Annotated in this window: 19 protein-coding genes and 1 tRNA gene; 5 read left to right on the forward strand and 15 right to left on the reverse strand. The window is 64.3% G+C overall.

Annotation, left to right across the window (positions count from 1 at the left end; all coding sequences use genetic code 11):
- Positions 1-56: 56 nt before the first annotated feature.
- The 3 genes from ACQE2J_RS11400 to ACQE2J_RS11410 are packed head-to-tail and all read left to right on the forward strand — an operon-like array spanning position 57 to position 1,528.
- Positions 57-398, forward strand: a complete 342-nt coding sequence (locus tag ACQE2J_RS11400; RefSeq protein ID WP_426936366.1) for an ArsR/SmtB family transcription factor — start codon at positions 57-59, stop codon at positions 396-398.
- Entirely contained in the window at positions 399-908 is a 510-nt protein-coding gene (locus tag ACQE2J_RS11405) for an SRPBCC family protein (protein WP_426936367.1), read from the forward strand.
- Entirely contained in the window at positions 908-1,528 is a 621-nt protein-coding gene (locus ACQE2J_RS11410; RefSeq protein WP_426936368.1) for a dihydrofolate reductase family protein, read from the forward strand. The genes ACQE2J_RS11405 and ACQE2J_RS11410 overlap by 1 nt, the downstream gene beginning before the upstream one ends.
- A gap of 143 nt (positions 1,529-1,671) precedes the next feature.
- On the opposite strand, the gene ACQE2J_RS11415 is transcribed toward ACQE2J_RS11410, so the two are convergent.
- Together ACQE2J_RS11415 and ACQE2J_RS11420 are read right to left on the reverse strand one after the other, a co-directional pair.
- Entirely contained in the window at positions 1,672-1,926 is a 255-nt protein-coding gene (locus ACQE2J_RS11415; RefSeq protein ID WP_426936369.1) for an LLM class flavin-dependent oxidoreductase, read from the reverse strand.
- Between the two features lie 419 nt (positions 1,927-2,345).
- Positions 2,346-2,418: transfer RNA gene (locus ACQE2J_RS11420), tRNA-Asn, on the reverse strand.
- Positions 2,419-2,689: 271 nt separating this feature from the next.
- Between ACQE2J_RS11420 and ACQE2J_RS11425 the strand changes: the two genes are divergently transcribed.
- Both ACQE2J_RS11425 and ACQE2J_RS11430 read left to right on the forward strand, forming a co-directional pair.
- Positions 2,690-3,601, forward strand: coding sequence for a DMT family transporter (locus tag ACQE2J_RS11425; protein ID WP_240688654.1), 912 nt, complete (start codon positions 2,690-2,692; stop codon positions 3,599-3,601).
- A 42-nt stretch (positions 3,602-3,643) separates the two neighbouring features.
- A complete protein-coding gene (locus ACQE2J_RS11430) occupies positions 3,644-4,813 on the forward strand; it encodes a glycosyltransferase (RefSeq protein ID WP_426937514.1) in 1,170 nt (389 codons plus the stop codon).
- Positions 4,814-4,826: 13 nt separating this feature from the next.
- Here the strand turns inward: ACQE2J_RS11430 and gluQRS are convergent, their stop codons facing one another.
- The 13 genes from gluQRS to ACQE2J_RS11495 form a co-directional block, all read right to left on the reverse strand.
- The gene (gene gluQRS, locus ACQE2J_RS11435; protein ID WP_426936370.1) at positions 4,827-5,765 is read right to left on the reverse strand and encodes a tRNA glutamyl-Q(34) synthetase GluQRS; all 939 of its coding nucleotides are present in this window, start codon (positions 5,763-5,765) and stop codon (positions 4,827-4,829) included.
- Complete coding sequence (locus ACQE2J_RS11440; RefSeq protein ID WP_426936371.1) at positions 5,762-6,082, reverse strand: GNAT family N-acetyltransferase; 321 nt, start codon at positions 6,080-6,082, stop codon at positions 5,762-5,764. The genes gluQRS and ACQE2J_RS11440 overlap by 4 nt, the downstream gene beginning before the upstream one ends.
- An 84-nt stretch (positions 6,083-6,166) precedes the next feature.
- Positions 6,167-7,009 (reverse strand): amino acid ABC transporter permease, encoded by an 843-nt coding sequence (locus ACQE2J_RS11445; RefSeq protein WP_426936372.1) that lies wholly within the window; start codon positions 7,007-7,009, stop codon positions 6,167-6,169.
- Positions 7,006-7,668, reverse strand: a complete 663-nt coding sequence (locus ACQE2J_RS11450) for an amino acid ABC transporter permease (protein ID WP_135809182.1) — start codon at positions 7,666-7,668, stop codon at positions 7,006-7,008. The genes ACQE2J_RS11445 and ACQE2J_RS11450 overlap by 4 nt, the downstream gene beginning before the upstream one ends.
- A 70-nt stretch (positions 7,669-7,738) precedes the next feature.
- Positions 7,739-8,638, reverse strand: coding sequence for a transporter substrate-binding domain-containing protein (locus tag ACQE2J_RS11455; protein WP_426936373.1), 900 nt, complete (start codon positions 8,636-8,638; stop codon positions 7,739-7,741).
- A 44-nt stretch (positions 8,639-8,682) separates the two neighbouring features.
- Complete coding sequence (locus tag ACQE2J_RS11460; RefSeq protein WP_426936374.1) at positions 8,683-9,432, reverse strand: amino acid ABC transporter ATP-binding protein; 750 nt, start codon at positions 9,430-9,432, stop codon at positions 8,683-8,685.
- 124 nt (positions 9,433-9,556) lie between these two features.
- Positions 9,557-11,245, reverse strand: a complete 1,689-nt coding sequence (locus tag ACQE2J_RS11465; RefSeq protein ID WP_426936375.1) for an AMP-binding protein — start codon at positions 11,243-11,245, stop codon at positions 9,557-9,559.
- Between the two features lie 29 nt (positions 11,246-11,274).
- Complete coding sequence (locus tag ACQE2J_RS11470; RefSeq protein ID WP_426936376.1) at positions 11,275-13,017, reverse strand: ABC transporter permease; 1,743 nt, start codon at positions 13,015-13,017, stop codon at positions 11,275-11,277.
- Position 13,018: 1 nt separating this feature from the next.
- On the reverse strand, positions 13,019-13,783 hold the full coding sequence (gene modA / locus ACQE2J_RS11475) for a molybdate ABC transporter substrate-binding protein (protein ID WP_426936377.1): 765 nt from the start codon (positions 13,781-13,783) through the stop codon (positions 13,019-13,021).
- A 117-nt stretch (positions 13,784-13,900) separates the two neighbouring features.
- A complete protein-coding gene (locus ACQE2J_RS11480) occupies positions 13,901-14,302 on the reverse strand; it encodes a TOBE domain-containing protein (protein ID WP_426936378.1) in 402 nt (133 codons plus the stop codon).
- On the reverse strand, positions 14,299-14,748 hold the full coding sequence (locus tag ACQE2J_RS11485; protein WP_426936379.1) for a molybdenum cofactor biosynthesis protein MoaE: 450 nt from the start codon (positions 14,746-14,748) through the stop codon (positions 14,299-14,301). The genes ACQE2J_RS11480 and ACQE2J_RS11485 overlap by 4 nt, the downstream gene beginning before the upstream one ends.
- Positions 14,730-15,200, reverse strand: coding sequence for a cyclic pyranopterin monophosphate synthase MoaC (moaC, locus tag ACQE2J_RS11490; protein ID WP_426937515.1), 471 nt, complete (start codon positions 15,198-15,200; stop codon positions 14,730-14,732). The genes ACQE2J_RS11485 and moaC overlap by 19 nt, the downstream gene beginning before the upstream one ends.
- On the reverse strand, positions 15,197-16,510 hold the full coding sequence (locus ACQE2J_RS11495) for a molybdopterin molybdotransferase MoeA (RefSeq protein WP_426936380.1): 1,314 nt from the start codon (positions 16,508-16,510) through the stop codon (positions 15,197-15,199). Before ACQE2J_RS11495 ends, moaC begins: the two co-directional genes overlap by 4 nt.
- Positions 16,511-16,518 lie beyond the last annotated feature (8 nt).

Genomic DNA, 16,518 nt, shown 5'->3' on the forward strand with positions numbered 1-16,518 from the left:
TCGGCCAGGCAGTTCTGCCTCTTGACACATGCCCATATGGGAATATGATCGTGTACATGGCACGAGCAGCAACAACATCAGACGTCTTCAACGCAATCGCCGAGCCCCAACGCCGGCAGATCCTGATGCTGCTACGTGCCGGTGAGCGCGCGGTGACCGACCTAGCTCACGAACTGGACCTGCCGCAGCCGGGCACATCGAAGCACCTGCGAGTGCTCCGCGAGGTCGGGCTGGTGCGGGACCGCCAATATGGCAAGCAGCGCCTCTATGGCCTTGACGCCCGAGGGCTGCAGCCAATCCACGAGTGGACCGGCGGATTCGAACAGTTCTGGAACGAGAGCTTCGACCGGCTGGACGCGTACGTGCAGGAGATGAAGCAGGAGAATCAGAAAGGATAGATGATGAGCAGAACGGAACAAGGAGCTCCGGGGCAGTCCACGACAGCCGACCGCGAGATCGTCATCTCCCGAACGATCGAGGCCCCACGGGAGCTGGTCTTTGAAGCATTCACCGAGGTGCGCCACCTATCGCAGTGGTGGGGGCCGGAGGGATTTACGACGACCACAAAGGCGTTCAAATTTTGTGTTGACGGGGTGTGGGACTTCACCATGCACGGCCCAGACGGCACCGACTATCCGGAATGGATTACCTGGACCGAAATCGCCCCGCCGGAACGGATAGCGATGCTCCATGGCGAGCATCGCGACGATCCGAATTCCTTCGAGTCGATCCTCACGTTCACTGCCGCCGGAGACGCGACCACAATCGAGATGCTCACAGTCTTCCCGACTAAGGAGCAGCGTGACGAGGCAATCGAGAAGCATGGCGCGATCGAGGGTGCGCAGCAGACTCTGGGCAACCTGGCTGCATACGTCACCGAGAACGCGCGGAAAGGAGCTGAGGGCTGATGGCCGGCAAAGTGTTTTTCAGCGTGTCGATGTCCCTGGATGGGTTCATCGCGCCGGAGTCCCCCGATGAGCTGATGGGGCAGCAATGGATGGAGCTGCAGGCGTGGATGTTCCCTCTGCGTTTCACCCGGGAGAACCTCCAGCTTGGTGAGGGCGGCGAAGAGGGACGAGATAACGACATCGCGTCCGAGACGTTCGAGAGAACTGGTGCGAGCGTGATGGGCAAGCGAATGTTCGAAGCCGGTGAGAACGCCTGGCCCGAAGACGCCCCGTTCCACACACCGGTCTTCGTCGTGACCCACGAGAAGCGTGACCCGTGGGAGAGACTCGGTGGAACTACCTTCCATTTCGTCGACGACGGCATTGAGTCTGCACTAAGCAGGGCACGAGAGGCCGCGGGTGAACGGGACGTCCGAGTTGCAGGTGGCGGCGAGACGATACTGGAATACCTCAACGCTGGACTGGTTGACGAGTTCTCGATTGCTCTTTCACCCGTTCTGTTCGGCTCAGGCATCCGGCTGTTCGAGGGTGTTGACGGGTCCCGCGTGGCCTTAAAGCAGGTGGCTTCGGAATCGTCGCCAAGGACAACCCATCTCACCTACACAGTTCAGGAGCGCTAGTCGGCCCACAATCACGGCCCGGCCTGGTACATCGATGATGCCCCGGACCACAAAGTCCGGGGCATCATCGATGTACCAGAAGTGGGGCAGGTGCAGGTAGGCTCCTGTCTCCAACCTAAGCGCCGTTGTCAACCACGCGGGTGTCACAACCTCGATATACGATAGCGCATATCGATGACCCCGGTGCCCACTTCGATTGTGCGGGTCTTTGCGGCGATCGTCGACAGCAGCGGAAACGGAGAGGCCGCCTGAGTCGCGAAATGGTGGACGCGGAAATAGGCGCCGTTGATGCCGAGTTCGTCGACACCGACGGAGATCTGCAACGCGTCGCGCAGCATCTGCCTGGCATCGAGGTCGGAACCGTAATGGCCGAAACTGAGGAATCCGAAAGACTTCATAGAGGTTGAACCGGGACCCGTCACCCTTCTATTCCCACCAGCGTGCCGGTTCCCACCCACACATCGATGACGCCGGTCGTCGGACACAGCCTCGATCAAGGCGAAGAGCCTAAATCGACTGGCGCACGGGTCGACAGACGCGCTGCGGCTTGAATGACGGGATATCGGGCGAAATTTCCGTCCGGCAGCGTGTCAGAGCAGTCGGGAACCATTCAGGCCGGTCGGAAGGGGCACATCCGCCAGGAGCGAGTCGGAGCCGAAAGGTCCGGCTCAACGGGCGGCCTATAACCCTATAACCAGGCCAGCCCGCACGCGGACCTCAGCAAAGGTCAACCCGCAGGTGGACCTCAGCAAGGGACAGCCCGCACGTGGACCCGGAGACGACGAAGGCCCCGTCCACTCGGACGGGGCCTTGGCTGCTCCCCCGGCTGGGCTCGAACCAGCGACCCTTCGATTAACAGTCGAATGCTCTGCCAACTGAGCTACGGAGGAATGCCGCAGTATCCTGCGGACGTGCTGTCCACCTTAGCAAACCCCACAGCCCGCGAACAAAACCGGACAGAGTGCTTTACCTCACAGGAATCGGGGTTTCCCCACCCGCCGCCGCGGGTTCCCTGACAGTGTCAGCGCAGGGTTGCCTCACAGTCAGGACAAACACAGTTCACAGCCGTCTGCACGACCGTCCCGCGCGATAGACTCGAAGCGATCCGCTCCCCGCATCTGCCCCATCGAAATCTGCCCCGTCGAAACCGGAAGAGTCATCGTGACCATTGTGGCAATCGCCTTCGCCGTCCTGGCAGCTGTGGCACTGGCTTTCGGCGCCCTGTACCAGCACGACGCTGTTGCGGGGCAGGATGACTCGCACAATGGACTCAGCTGGGCGCATTTCACCGAACTGCTGCACAACCGCCGGTGGCTCCTCGGGCTGATCATCCTCGGCTTGGGAACGGCAGGAAACTTCGTGGCCCTGGCGTTGGCACCGGTGATGGTGGTTCAGCCGATCGGGGCGTTCTCACTCATCGTCTCCGTGCTGCTCGGCGTCCGTCACCGCGGGCTCAAAGTCAACAGGCGGCTCGTCCAGTCGGTCGTCTGGTGCACTGTCGGGGTGACGCTCTTCGTCGCGCTTTCGGCCACGACTGCGCAGTCGGAGGTCCACCTCGGCGCCGATGCGATGCCGCTGTTCTGGATCACCTCCATCGCCGTCATCGTCGGCCTCGTGATCATGCTGGTCTTCCGCCATGCCCCTCAGCTCGTGCTCATCACTGCGGCCGGGCTGCTCTTCGCCTGTGTGGCCACGAATGCCCATCTGGTCAGCGTCCAGTTCCTCCAGGCCGGGCTCGAGCAGGTCACCTGGATCAACGTCGCCGCACTGTTGGCGGCCGTGGCGCTGGGATCCTGGTTCGTCCAGAATTCCTACGCGGCAGGACCTCCTGAGATGGTCATCGCCGGGCTGACCGTCATCGACCCGATCGGTGCCGTGATCCTGGGCACCATCGTCCTCGGCGAGGCGGCACATTCACCCGTCTGGCTGGTCGTGCTCATCGGTCTCACCGGATTGGTCGCCTGTGCGGCCGTCGTTGTATTGTCGCGGTATCATCCCGATGTCAGAGATCGAGAAGCTCAGCGCAGGGACGCCCGGCGTTCCGACACCATGACCGACACCGAGGAGAGCTGAATCCTGTCTGCGCACCGTCCCACTCAGAAACGTCGGATCCTCATTCCGGCAGAGACCTACGCCCCCGAAGTCAATGGTGCCGCGAAATTCGCCGAACGGTTGGCCGAAGGTCTCGCGGACCGCGGAAATGATGTCCATGTGGCCTGTCCCTCAGCGACGGGCAAGCCTTCGGTCAGCGTCGAGAACGGAGTCACCGTTCACCGGCTCACTGCCCATCGATGGCCACTGCACCCGACATGGATGATCTGCATGCCGTGGGAGACGAAGCCCGAGCTCTCACGACTGCTCGACAGCATCCGCCCTGATGTCGTCCACACTCAGGCTCATTTCGTCATCGGCCGCTACGCGTTCTCCGAATCGATTCGGCGCGGAATCCCTGTCGTGGCCACGAATCATTTCATGCCCGACAATGTCCGCCCCTACCTCCGGGCTCCGAAGGCCGTTCTCAACGGCGGCACCGCCATCGCCTGGTGGGATCTGCGCCGAAAATTCCAGTCCGCCGATTTCATCACGGTTCCCACACAGCTGGCTGCCGACCTGCTCACCGAGAACGGTTTCTCCTCCCCCATCCGCGCGGTCTCCTGCGGGATCGACCTGCAGCGCTTCGCTCATCTGCGTGAGCTCGACTCGGCTGCTCCGCGGGCCATTCCCCCTCGCGTCCTCTTCGTCGGTCGCCTCTCCTCGGAAAAACATGCCGCAGACATCGTCGAGGCCGTGGCGAAGACCGATCCGGAGCTGGGTCTCGAAGCCGATATCGTCGGCGGCGGCGACCAGGAGGAGCCGCTGAAGCAGCTGGCGTCGGAACTCGGCATCGCCGACCGTGTGAATGTACTCGGCAAGATCAGCGACAAGGCACTCATGGAGGCGTACCAGCGCTGCACCTTCTTCTGCATGCCCTCGACCGCCGAACTGCAGTCCATCGCCACGCTCGAGGCATTGGCCTCCCGTAAACCCGTGGTGCTTGCCGACGCGGTCGCGCTGCCGCATCTCGTCCGCGACGGCATCAACGGGTATCTGTTCCCGCCGCGGGATATCGATGCGTTGGCCGATCGGTTCACGCGCATCTGCCGGATGCCCGACGTCGAACTCGATGACATGTCGAAGGCGTCTCTCGACGTCGTGGCCAAACACGACATCGAGTACACCCTCGATACGTTCGAAGCGATCTACGACGGAGTCGTCCGAGACGCCGTCGACTCGCCCGCGGCGTGAGGGCTGATCGGCCTCAGGGACCCGCCGGCGGGACGAAGATCGTCGGTTCTGTCGACATCTGAGTGAAGTCGACTCCGGAGATCATGTCGTCGACGGACCTCCACCGACCACCGATGTCGCCGAAGCCGAGTGACTGCTGCATCCAGACAAAGAAGTCAGGGGCGGTCCACCCGAGGCCGCGCAGCTGCTGGCAGGTCACCGCTCCATCGCGTTTGGCCAGCCGCTGTCCGCTCTCGTTGAGCACCAGCGGCACATGCAGCCAGCGGGGTTCGGGCACTCCCAACAGCCTGGCCAGATACGCCTGGCGAGGTGCTGAGGAGGCGAGGTCGTCCCCGCGCAGGATCTCGTCGATTCCGCTCGCTGCGTCGTCGACGACGACGGTGAGATTGTAAGCGAAGACGCCGTCACCTCGCCGCAGCACGAGATCGTCGACGATGGCGTCCACCCGGCCCAGCAGCACATCGTCGATCTGGTGCTCTCGATTGTCCGTGCGCAGACGCAGCGCCGGCGAACGGTTCTCCGCCTCCAGTCTCCGCCGGTGGGATTCGCGCTCCCCCTCGCCGAGGCTGCGGCAGGTCCCGGGATACGCCCCGGGTGGCGCGTGCGGTGCGCTCGGCGCTTGGGCAATGTCCTTGCGAGAGCAATAGCATTCGTAGACGAGACCGTCCGCCGCCAGTTTCGCAATCGCGGCCGAGTACTCCTCGGTACGTTCAGATTGGATGATAGGCGGCTCATCAGGTGTGACCCCGAGTTCGGCGAAGACTTCGAGCTGCGAGTCTGCCGCACCGGCCCGCACCCGGTCGAGATCCTCGATCCGCCACAGGAACCGTCGGCCGGTCTGCCGAGCCCGCACATAGCTGAGCAGACCGGAGCGGATGTTGCCGATGTGGAGGTCACCGCTCGGACTCGGAGCGAAACGACCAGCTCCGACAGCCGGGTCGGACCTGGTCACTGACGAGCCACGAGATCGCCGTACTGCGGGAACCGCTCGAGGTAGTCCTGCACATAGGAACAGGTCGGTACGATTGAGGACCCATCTGCTCTGACCCGTTCGAGCACTTCAGTGACGAGGGTGCGGGCGAAGCCGCGCCGGGAGAAGCCTTCGGAGATGATCGTGTGCTGCAGCTCCACGGTGCGGTCATCGATGACCTGGTAGGCGAGGAACCCGATGAACTCCCCCGGGGTCTCATCGGTGAACAGTTCGTACCGTTCACGGTCGAGGTTCTTCACGACCCTCACCGGTGTGGGGCTGAGCTGAGGCTCTGGCATTGGTGCGCTCCTTCATGGCCGACTCCTAAGTGAACGATACATGGTGTCGCGTGGCCCGGTCGGGAACAACCGGGCCCCGCGGCATCAGTCGACGATCTTGGTGGTCAGGCCGCCCGCCTCGGTGTCGGCGGTGGTCTTCCGTTGGAGCCGTGACTCGAGCCATCGGGCGAAACCGGCGACGAGCATGTTGATGATGATGAACAGGATCGCTCCGACGATGAAAGTCGGCAGCAGGTTGTTGTATTCGCGTCCGATGAGGTTCACCTGGTACAGCAGATCCTGGTATGTGACGATGAAACCCAGAGCGGAGTCCTTGAGGAGGACGACGATCTGGGCGATGATCGTCGGCATCATGGCCCGCAGAGCCTGCGGCAAGAGCACGAGGCTCATGACCTGGCCGGAACGCAGCCCGATGGCCATTGCGGCCTCGCGCTGCCCTGTGGGGACGGCGAGGACGCCGGCCCGGATGATCTCGGCCAGCACCATTCCGTTGTAGAGGGTGAGGCCGAAGACCACGGACCAGAACGAACCGATCTCGTTGCCGAACATGAGGAACATCGCGAAGATCAGCAGCAAGACTGGCACGCCCCGGAAGAACTCGAGCACGATCGTGCCGGGGACGGAGATGACCTTTCGGTTGGACAGACGCAGCAGAGCGAAGACGATGCCGACGACCATCGCCAGCACGGAGGCGACGACGGCCACCTTGAGCGTGGCGAGCATCCCTTGGAGCAGCACCGTCTGGATCTGCGCAAAGGTGAATGGATACCACTTCGCCGGATCGAGTTGGCCGGCGTCGGCGAACTTCCAGACCACGAAGGCCGCGATCGCCAACAGCACGAGCGTCGAGATCACGGAGAGGATGATGTTGTTCCGGCGCGATTTCGGACCGGGTTCGTCGAACAGCACTTGAGTGGGTGGCCTCATCGCAGGATCACCAGCTTCTTCTCCAGGTAGTCGAAGACTCGTCCGAGCAGCAGAGCCAGGATGAGGTAGGCCAGCGCGGTGCCGAACAGCAGCGGGATGACCAGGTCCCCGCGGATCTCGATGGCATTGCGCATCGCCGAGATGAGCTCTCGGTTGTTGAACGCCGAAGCGATCGAGGTGTTCTTCAGCATTGCGATGATGACACTGCCCAGGGGCGGGATCACTGTGCGGAACGCCTGCGGCAGGACCACCTCGCCGAGGGTCTGTCCGAAGCTCAGGCCCACGGCCCGTGCGGCTTCGGCCTGACCGACCGGGATCGTGGCGATACCCGACTTCAGGGTCTCGGCCACAAAACAGGCGGTGTACACGGTGAGCGCGATCGTGGCGTAGACGAACGAGTTGAATGAGCTCGTCGAGCCGAACCGGATGTCGAGGAACGGCAGCCCGAACGCACAGAAGAACATCACCAGGGTCAGCGGCGTGTTCCGGACGACGTTGATGTAGGTCGAAGCCGCCCCGCGCAGCACCGGGGTCGGAGACACCCGCATGGCGGCGAGCACCGTGCCGAGGATCATGGACCCGACCAGGGCGACGGTGAAGAGCTTGATCGTTCCCCACGCACCGGAGAGGAACAGCTGGAGAAGCTCCAGGAAATCCATATCAGATTCCTTAATCGATGCGAGGGCACCGGGATCGGCGCCCTCGCATCATGTCAATCTGTGGACGGGGTCAGTAGCGGTCGACGTCGGGCATGTCGACATCATCGGTGGATCCGAGGGTGTATTCGAATGCCTTCTCCCAATCGCCGTCGTCCATGCCCTGCTCGAGTGCGTCGTTCACGGCATCGCGCAGCGCGTCATCGTCCTTCGGCAGGCCGACGCCGTAGGGCTCCTCGGTGAAGGGTTTGCCGACGACCTTGAACTCGCCTTCATACTGCTTGGCATATCCGCGCAGAATCGCATCGTCAGTGGTCACGGCGTCGACGGATCCGGACTGGAGGTCGGTCACGCACTTCGAGTACGCGTCATAGGTGACGAGTTCGGCCTTCGTGTACTTCTCCTCGATGTTCTGCGCCGGGGTCGAACCGTCGACGGAGCAGACCTTCTTCCCGTCGAGGTCCTCGGGCCCGGCAATGTCCGAATCCTCGGCCACGAGCAGATCCTGGCCTGCCACGTAGTACGGTCCGGCGAAGTCGACGACCTTCTTGCGCTCGTCGTTGATCGTATAGGTGGCCACGACCATGTCGACGGTGCCCTGCTGCAGGAAGGGCTCACGGTTGGCCGAGACGGTCTCTGTGTACTTGATCTGGTCGGGTTCGAAACCGAGCTGCGCGGCGACCATCTTCGCGATCTCGATGTCGAAGCCCTCGGGCTCTTCCGAGCCTGCCGAGACGTTTCCGAGGCCCGGCTGGTCCTTCTTCACCCCGATGGTGATCTCACCGGCGTCTTGTGCGGCTTTCCACGTCTTCGAGTCGGCGATGTCCGCGCTGTCGTTGACCTCGTACTCCGGAGCCTCGGCCTGGGCCCCATCGCCGTCGGCCGGTGCATCGGGAGTTCCGCCCTGGCCGCAGCCGCTGAGCGCGAGGATGCCGATCGCCGCGGAGGCGACTGCCAGTCTGAGCTTCTTCATTGTCTCTCCTTGTGAGTGAGTTGGTGCTGAGTGATCGGGTGGATTCAGTTCGTCAGGATCTTCGACAGGAAGTCCTTGGCTCGGGTGCTCTGGGGATTGGTGAAGAACTCCTCGGGTTCGGCGACCTCGACGATCTCGCCGTCGGCCATGAACACCACGCGGTGCGCGGCCTTGCGGGCGAAGCCCATCTCGTGGGTGACGACGACCATCGTCATACCCTCCTCGGCGAGTCCGACCATGACGTCGAGGACTTCGTTGATCATCTCCGGGTCCAGCGCCGAGGTGGGCTCGTCGAAGAGCATCACCTTCGGCTTCATCGCCAGTGCCCGGGCGATGGCCACACGCTGCTGCTGGCCGCCGGAGAGCTGAGCCGGATATTTGTCTGCCTGGTGTGCGACCCCGACTCGTTCGAGCAGCGCCATGGCCTGTTTGTCCGCCTCGGACTTCGAGAGCCTGCGCACCTTGATCGGTCCCAGGGTGACGTTCTCGAGGATCGTCTTGTGAGCGAAGAGGTTGAACGCCTGGAAGACCATCCCGACGTCCGAGCGCAGCTGCGCCAGGGCAGCCCCCTCGGCCGGCAGATCCTTGCCGTCGATGGTGATGCTGCCCGAGGTGATGGTCTCCAGCCGGTTGATCGTCCGGCACAGAGTCGATTTGCCCGATCCCGAGGGGCCGATGACGACGACGACTTCCCGCTCGGCGATATCGAGGTTGACGTTCTTCAGGGCATGGAAATCGCCGTAGTGCTTCTCGACGTTCGACACCGACACCAGCGGTTGTGATTCAGCTCTCATGTGATGTGATCCTAGTGAATGCGGGCACACAAACGAAACTCATGCCCGGTCCGGGTTGAACTGCAACCGACTTGTGATCTCCAGTGCGATCCGGCTGCAGCTCATACCGGATCCCATTCGGTGCTCAGACGGCGGCGTGCGCGATCTTCTCGCCCTCTTCCCGGAGGTCGACCTTGCGGATCTTTCCGGACACGGTCATCGGGAAGGAATCGCGGACCTCGACATAGCGGGGAATCTTGAAGTGGGCGAGCTTGCCGGAGCAGAATTCGCGGACTTCGTCGGCACTCAGCGAGTCGAAGCCGTCCTTGAGGATCACCCAGGCCATGAGCTCCTCGCCGTATTTCTCATCGGAGACACCGACGACCTGGACGTCGCGGATGGCCGGGTGGTGGTAGAGGAATTCCTCGACCTCTCGCGGGTAGACGTTCTCGCCGCCGCGGATGACCATGTCCTTGATTCGGCCGGAGATGTCGACATAGCCGTCGTCGTCCATGATGGCCAGGTCACCGGTGTGGATCCACCGAGCCGCGTCGATCGTCTCCGCTGTCTTGTCCGGCTGTTCCCAGTATCCGAGCATGACCGCGTAGCCGCGGGTGCAGAACTCGCCCTTCTGCCCCCGCGGGACAGCCTGTCCCGTGACGGGGTCGGCAATCTTGATCTCAAGGTGGGGCATCACGCGGCCCACCGTCTGCGTGCGCTTCTCCAGAGAGTCATCGACTCGGGTCATCATCGACACCGGCGCCGTTTCAGTCATGCCGTAGCAGATGGCGACCTCCGACATGTTCATGTCATCGATGACTCGGCGCATCGTGTTCACCGGGCAGGGCGATCCTGCCATGACCCCGGTGCGCAGGCTCGAGAAGTCGAATTCGGAGAACCGCGGGTGTTCGAGTTCGGCGATGAACATCGTCGGCACTCCGTACAGCGAGGTGGCCTTCTCCTCGGTCACGGCGGACATCGTCGCCAAGGGGTCGAATCCGGGAGACGGCAGCACCACGGCCGATCCATGGCTGAGTGCGGCGAGGTTGCCGATGACCATGCCGAAGCAGTGGTAGTAGGGAACGGGAACGACGACGGTGTCGGCAGACGTGTAGGAGAGCATTTCGCCGATGAAGTACCCGTTGTTGAGGATGTTGTGGTGGCTGAGTGTCACGCCCTTCGGGAACCCCGTGGTGCCGGAGGTGTATTGGATGTTGATCGGCTCGTCTGCCGAAAGGTCGTCGAGCACCTGCTGCAGTCGCACTCCGTACTTCGCATCCGCATCCTCCAGCAGCTGCCGCCCCTGCCCCATGAGGTGGGCAAAGGATTCGCGTTCGTCGATCTTCGCAGCCCCGATGAGGTCGTCGGGCACGGAGTCGAGGAACACGAGGTCGAGGGCGGGGACCTTCGCAGCGACCTCGGTGGCGATGGCGTGGAAATCCGAATGCGGGGGTGCCACGACCTGCGAGATGAGCAGCGTCATCCCGGACTGTTCGACGACGTATTCGAGTTCATGGCTGCGGTAGGCGGGATTGACGTTGACGAGGATGGCGCCCATCTTCGCGGTGGCGTACTGGACGAGGGCCCATTCGGCGACGTTCTGCGCCCAGATTCCGACTCGATCGCCCTTCTTCACTCCGCGCCGGATCAGACCGATGGCCAGCGCATCGGTGTCGGCATCGAACTCGGCGTACGTCCACCGTCGGCTCGAGTGCCGGTCGACGAGAGCCAGGGCATCGGGGTTCGCCTCTGCGATCTGCTTGAAGTGCTCTCCGATGGTGATCCCGAGCAGGGGTTCTGTCGATGTACCCGAAGAATAGGACAGTTCGGCCACGGCGTTGTGCTCCTTGAAATGTCAGTGACTCAATGTGACTGACTGCACACTATTCCGTCACGGTCCATTATGCAAAAGCTGCGCAGGAAGCTCTGCCCCGCACCTGCTTCCCCGGGATCGACCCGCCCCACCTGGGAGGACAATGCCACGGCCCCGTTGTCAATGAGGACGAGCTCGTCGGCCAATGACACGACGTCGTCGATGTCATGGGTGATGAGCAGGGCGCTGCGACCGGCGAGGAGCTCCGCGACCACCTGTCGGGTCTCGACGCGGACGTCCACGTCGAGTGCGGCCAGGGGCTCATCGAGCAGGAGCAGCTTCGGATCGACGAGGAGCGCACGGGCCAAGGCGATGCGCGCCGCCTGTCCCCCGGAGACGGCTTCGGGCCGTCGCTTCGCGCAATGACCGACGCCGAGGCGGTCGAGCATGGACTGCGCGCGTCGTCGGGCGGGGCGGTGGGCCATGCCATGGGAGCGCAGTCCGAAGGCCACGTTGTCGACGACGTTCAGATGAGGGAACAGCAGCGGGTTCTGCGCGAGGTGGACGATGCCGCGGGCGTGGACGGGCGGCCAGTGTCCGGCGTCGAGGTCGAAGATCGTGTCGTCGTCGATGCGCAGGCTGCCGGAATCGGGCCGTATCGCACCGGTGAGTGTCTGAAACAGGCTTGATTTTCCTGCACCGTTGCGCCCGATGATGGCGGTGGTTGCGCGGGAGGGGACGGTGAAGTCGAGGGCGATTCCGCGCTCGGCCAGACGAATCGACCCGTTCAGGCCTCCGCCCTCCCCCGGTTCTGCCGGGGCCCGATCGTCGAGGCCCCGGACGTGACCTGTTGCCGGGGGCTCCGCCTCGATGCCGGTGTGCTTGAGTGCTTCCCGCGCGGCGCGGTCGTGGACCGGGCCGCTGGCGTCCGCCTCGGTGGTGGGGACGTCCTCGGAGAGGTCGGATCGACCGGGCCGACGTCCGAGATTGAGGCGGGGTGCATGCGGCGACCGATAGGCGAGGACGATGATGATCACGGCGATGACGACGAGCAGCAGGGACAGACCGATCGCCGCCTGTGGGTCGGATTCGCGGACGAGGTAGATCTGCAGCGGCATCGTGCGGGTCACTCCGGACAGGGACCCGGCGAAGGTCAGGGTCGCACCGAATTCGCCGAGCGAGCGAGCGAAGCAGAGGACGGCTCCGGTCGTGATCCCATGCCGCAGCAGCGGCAGCGTCACCGTGAAGAACACGCGGTTCGGTCTCGCGCCGAGTTCGGCGGCGGTGAGTTCGAACCGGCGTCCCAGGGCCGTGGCGGCGGTCTCGACCGACATCACCATGAACGGCAGCGAGACGAAGATCTGCGCCATGATCACCGCCGAGGTGGTGTAGGCCAGGCTGAGACCGAGTGCTTCCAGGCTCTCGCCCAGCGCTGCCGAACGCCCCCAGGTGTAGAGCAGCGCGAGGCCGCTGACCACCGGCGGAAGCACGAGCGGCAGGAGGATGAGGGTACGCACGATTCGCTGCCCGGGGAACCGTCTGGTCGCGAGCAGGTAACCCAGCGGGAGCCCGAGGAGAACGCTGACGAACGCCGAGATCACCGATGTCAGCAGAGACAGCCGCATCGCCAGGAGAGATTCCTTCGCGAGGACGACGTCGAGCAGCCCCTGCGGATCGACGCGGGTGATCATCCCGATGATCGGCACGAGGAGGAAGACGATCCCAACTGCTGCGGGAACCCACAGCCACCCGGGAATCGTCGTATGCCCTCCCCCGGAATGCTCGGCAGCCATATCAGGCAGCGGCGAATCCGGCGTCGCGCAGCAGCTTCTGGGCGCTGTCGGAGCCGAGGAACTTCACGAACGAGTCGGCCTGCTCTTGATGCTCGCTGGCTCTGACGGTGGCGGCCGGGTACTTGTTGATGACCTTGTCCGCGCCGTCGAGGTCGACCTGCTCGACCTGGCCGTCGGCACGGGCGATGTCGGTGACGTAGACGATTCCGGCGTCGGCCTGACCCGCACTGACCTTGCCGAGGACATCGGTCACGGAATTCTCTTCGCTGACCGGGTCGAGTTCGACCTCGTTGAGCTCTGCCCACTTCTGGGTGGCGGCACCACAGGGAACTTGGGGCGCGCAGACGACGAGGTCGAGCCCGGGGAAGTCCGTCGAGCCCTCGATCGACTTCGGGTTGCCCTCAGCCACGGCCAGGGTCAGCGTGTTCGAGGCGAACATCGAAGGGGCTCCGGCGAGCAGGTCGTCGCCTTCCAACGTGCCCATGGTCTTCTCGTCGGCGGTGGCGATGACGTCGGCGGGAGCGCCCTCGGTGATCTGGGAGACGAGGTCCGAGGAGCCTCCGAAGGAGAACTTCACTTCCGGCGCGTCCGGGTCAGAGTTCTGGAACTCATCGGCGATGTCTTCGAACACCTCGGTCAGTGACGCTGCTGCGAAGACGGTGATCTCGCTCGGGGTGCCCGATGCGGACTGCGGATCGGAACCGGAGGAGCAGGCGGAAAGGGTCAGGGCAGCGACGATGCCGAACCCGAGCAGGGTTTTCTTCATACACCCATTGAAACCGCATCTGCGGCATTATGTCGATCTGAGAGGCGAGAGTGAGACATGTTTTTCAATTCTTTTCCCGAAATGCGGCTTCCAGTCGTGGTCTCGGGGCGACGTTGATCAGCTGTCGGGGACCGTGTCGATGGAGACCATCGTCGCCTTCACCGAGGCGGTCGCAAGGCTGCCCGGTTCGAGTTCGAGCTGGCGGCACGCCTCCGCCGACATCAGGGAAACCACCCGGAAGGGCCCGCACTGCAGGCTCACCTGAGCCATGACGCCGTCGATGACGACATCGGTGACGAGTCCGGCGAACCGGTTCCGTGACGAGCTCATGACTCCGCTGGGGTCGGGCAGGGCAGCTGCGGACGATTGTGCCAGCGCCGCGAGTTCGCTGCCTGAGACCACGGCACGATTGGAGGCGTCCTTGAGCTGAGTGAGACGGCCGTCGGCGACCCACCGGCGGACCGTGTCGTCGCTGACACCGAGGAATCGTGCGGCGTCGCTGATGCGCAGCTGCGTCATTCGAGGGCTCCGACCCACTCGTCGCTGCCGTCGGCGAAGTGCTGGTGCTTCCAGATCGCCACCCGTGCCTTGACCTCGTCGATGAGATCGGAACAGGCGAGGAATGAGTCCTTGCGGTGGGCGGAGGCGACGACGGCGGCCAGGGCCACATCTCCGATGGTGAGGTCGCCGACGCGGTGGATCACGGAGAGGCGGACGTGCGGGTGGCGGGCGGCGATGTCGGCGGCCACCTCGGCGATCTGTTCCGACGCGACGGGGTGGGCCTCATAGTGCAGGGACGCCACGCCGCGTCCTTCGTCGTGGTCGCGGATGACTCCGGAGAAGCTCACGACGGCCCCGCAGGTGTCGGTGAGGACTTCGGGTTCGAGCGCGGCGGTGGAGATCTCGGTCTCGACGACCCCGGTGGTGATGACCGTGCCGGGGGTGCTCATGCCTGCCTCGTCCAATCTCCGCTCCTTCCGCCTGACTTCGCGATGACCTTGATATCGCCGATCACGGCCTGATTGTCCACGGCCTTGATCATGTCGAAGATCGTCAGTGCCGCAGTGGTCACGGCGGTCAGGGCCTCCATCTCGACCCCGGTCTTCGACACGGTCTTCACTGCGGCGGTGATGGTCACCGACTCGGCACCGAGTTCGAATTCGACATCGATTCCGGTCAGCGGCAGCGGATGGCACAAGGGGATGAGGTCGCTGGTGCGTTTGGCCCCCATCACAGCGGCGATGCGCGCCACAGGCAGGGCATCGCCCTTGGGCAGCCCCGCCTCGGCGATCAGGTCGATGACGTCGCTGCGGGTGGTGATGACTCCGGCCGCGACGGCGCGTCGTTTGGTCACGTCTTTGTCGCCGACGTCGACCATCTGGGCGGTTCCGGACTCGTCGACGTGCGAGAGCTTCATGCGATCTTCCACGTCATCAGCCTATCGTCCACGGCTGAGAACGGATTGTCAGCTCCGGGCTCGTCCGGTGAGACGAAGACGAGATGGGTCGCCTCGGCATAGCTGTGGAGCAGGTGGGAGCGCGAGTCTCCGACGAATTCGAGGCCGGCCTCGGTCAGCCGGGCGCGACGGATCTGGAGCTTGCCGACCGGTGGCCGCTCGTCGAATCCGTGTGCCAGACGGTGGTGGGCGACCTCGCGGGGTGCCTCGTCGCCGGCCAGGCCGAGCAGGGCGGGACGGATGAACATCTCGAAGCTGATGAGGGTGCTCACCGGGTTGCCCGGCAGCGCCACCCACGCGTGGTCGGCCAGCCGCCCGCATCCCTGCGGACCGCCGGGCTGCATGGCGATGGGTTCGAACACGACGTCGGAGTCCGGGTCGAGTTCGGCGGCGAGTTTGACCACTTCATGGGCACCCTTCGAGATCCCGCCGGTGGAGATGACGAGGTCTGCCTCACTCCCCCGCACCCGGTCGAGGAGCAGCTGCGGATCATCGGGAACGAAGGCGACCTCTGTCTCCACCCCGAGCCGGCGCAGTCCGGCCGAGAGCGTCACGGAGTTCGCGTCGTTGATCCCGGCGGCCGCCTCGGCGGCGATCTCGTCGCCCGTGCTCACGATGAGCACCCGCGGCAGGGAGAGGACAGGCAGAGCGCCCACTCCGCAGGCGGCGGCCACGCCGAGGTGGGCCGGGCTGAGCATGGTGCCCGCGGTGAGCACGATCTGTCCGGTGCGGACGTCGCTGCCGCGGGTGCGCACGAACGCCCCGGGTCCAGGTGGGCCCGCCGGGGTCCCGGGCGCCGGTGTCTCGGCCGGGCGGTCGATCGTGATGGCTGCGGCGCCGAAGGTTCCTGGTGCGGTGTCTTCGATCCTGATCACCGTATCGGTGCCTTCGGGAAGTGGGGCTCCGGTCATGATCTCGACGGCGGTGCCGGGTTCGACCTTGTCGCCGCGTGCTCCGGCGGCGACCCGACCGCGTACGGGGATCGGTCCGAGTCGAGTGGATCCGACGGAGGAACTGTCGGCGGTGGCGGTGCCTGCTGAGGCCGCCATGGAGGCGGACGCAGCCGTGGACGCCGCTGCCAGTGTCTCGGCGGCCACGGCGTATCCGTCCATGCTCGAGTTGTCGAAGCCGGGGACGTCGATCGGTGAGGCCACATCGGCGGCAAGCCGGCGCGGGGCGTCGAGAAGTTCGCTCAGCGGCAGCGTCTGCGTTTCGGTCAGTGGAGCGATCGTCTCGAATACCCGTACACGATGCATCTTCGCAGTAGTCATGGGACGAT

The organism is Brevibacterium sp. LE-L (genome assembly GCF_050214925.1).
Lineage (GTDB): Bacteria > Actinomycetota > Actinomycetes > Actinomycetales > Brevibacteriaceae > Brevibacterium.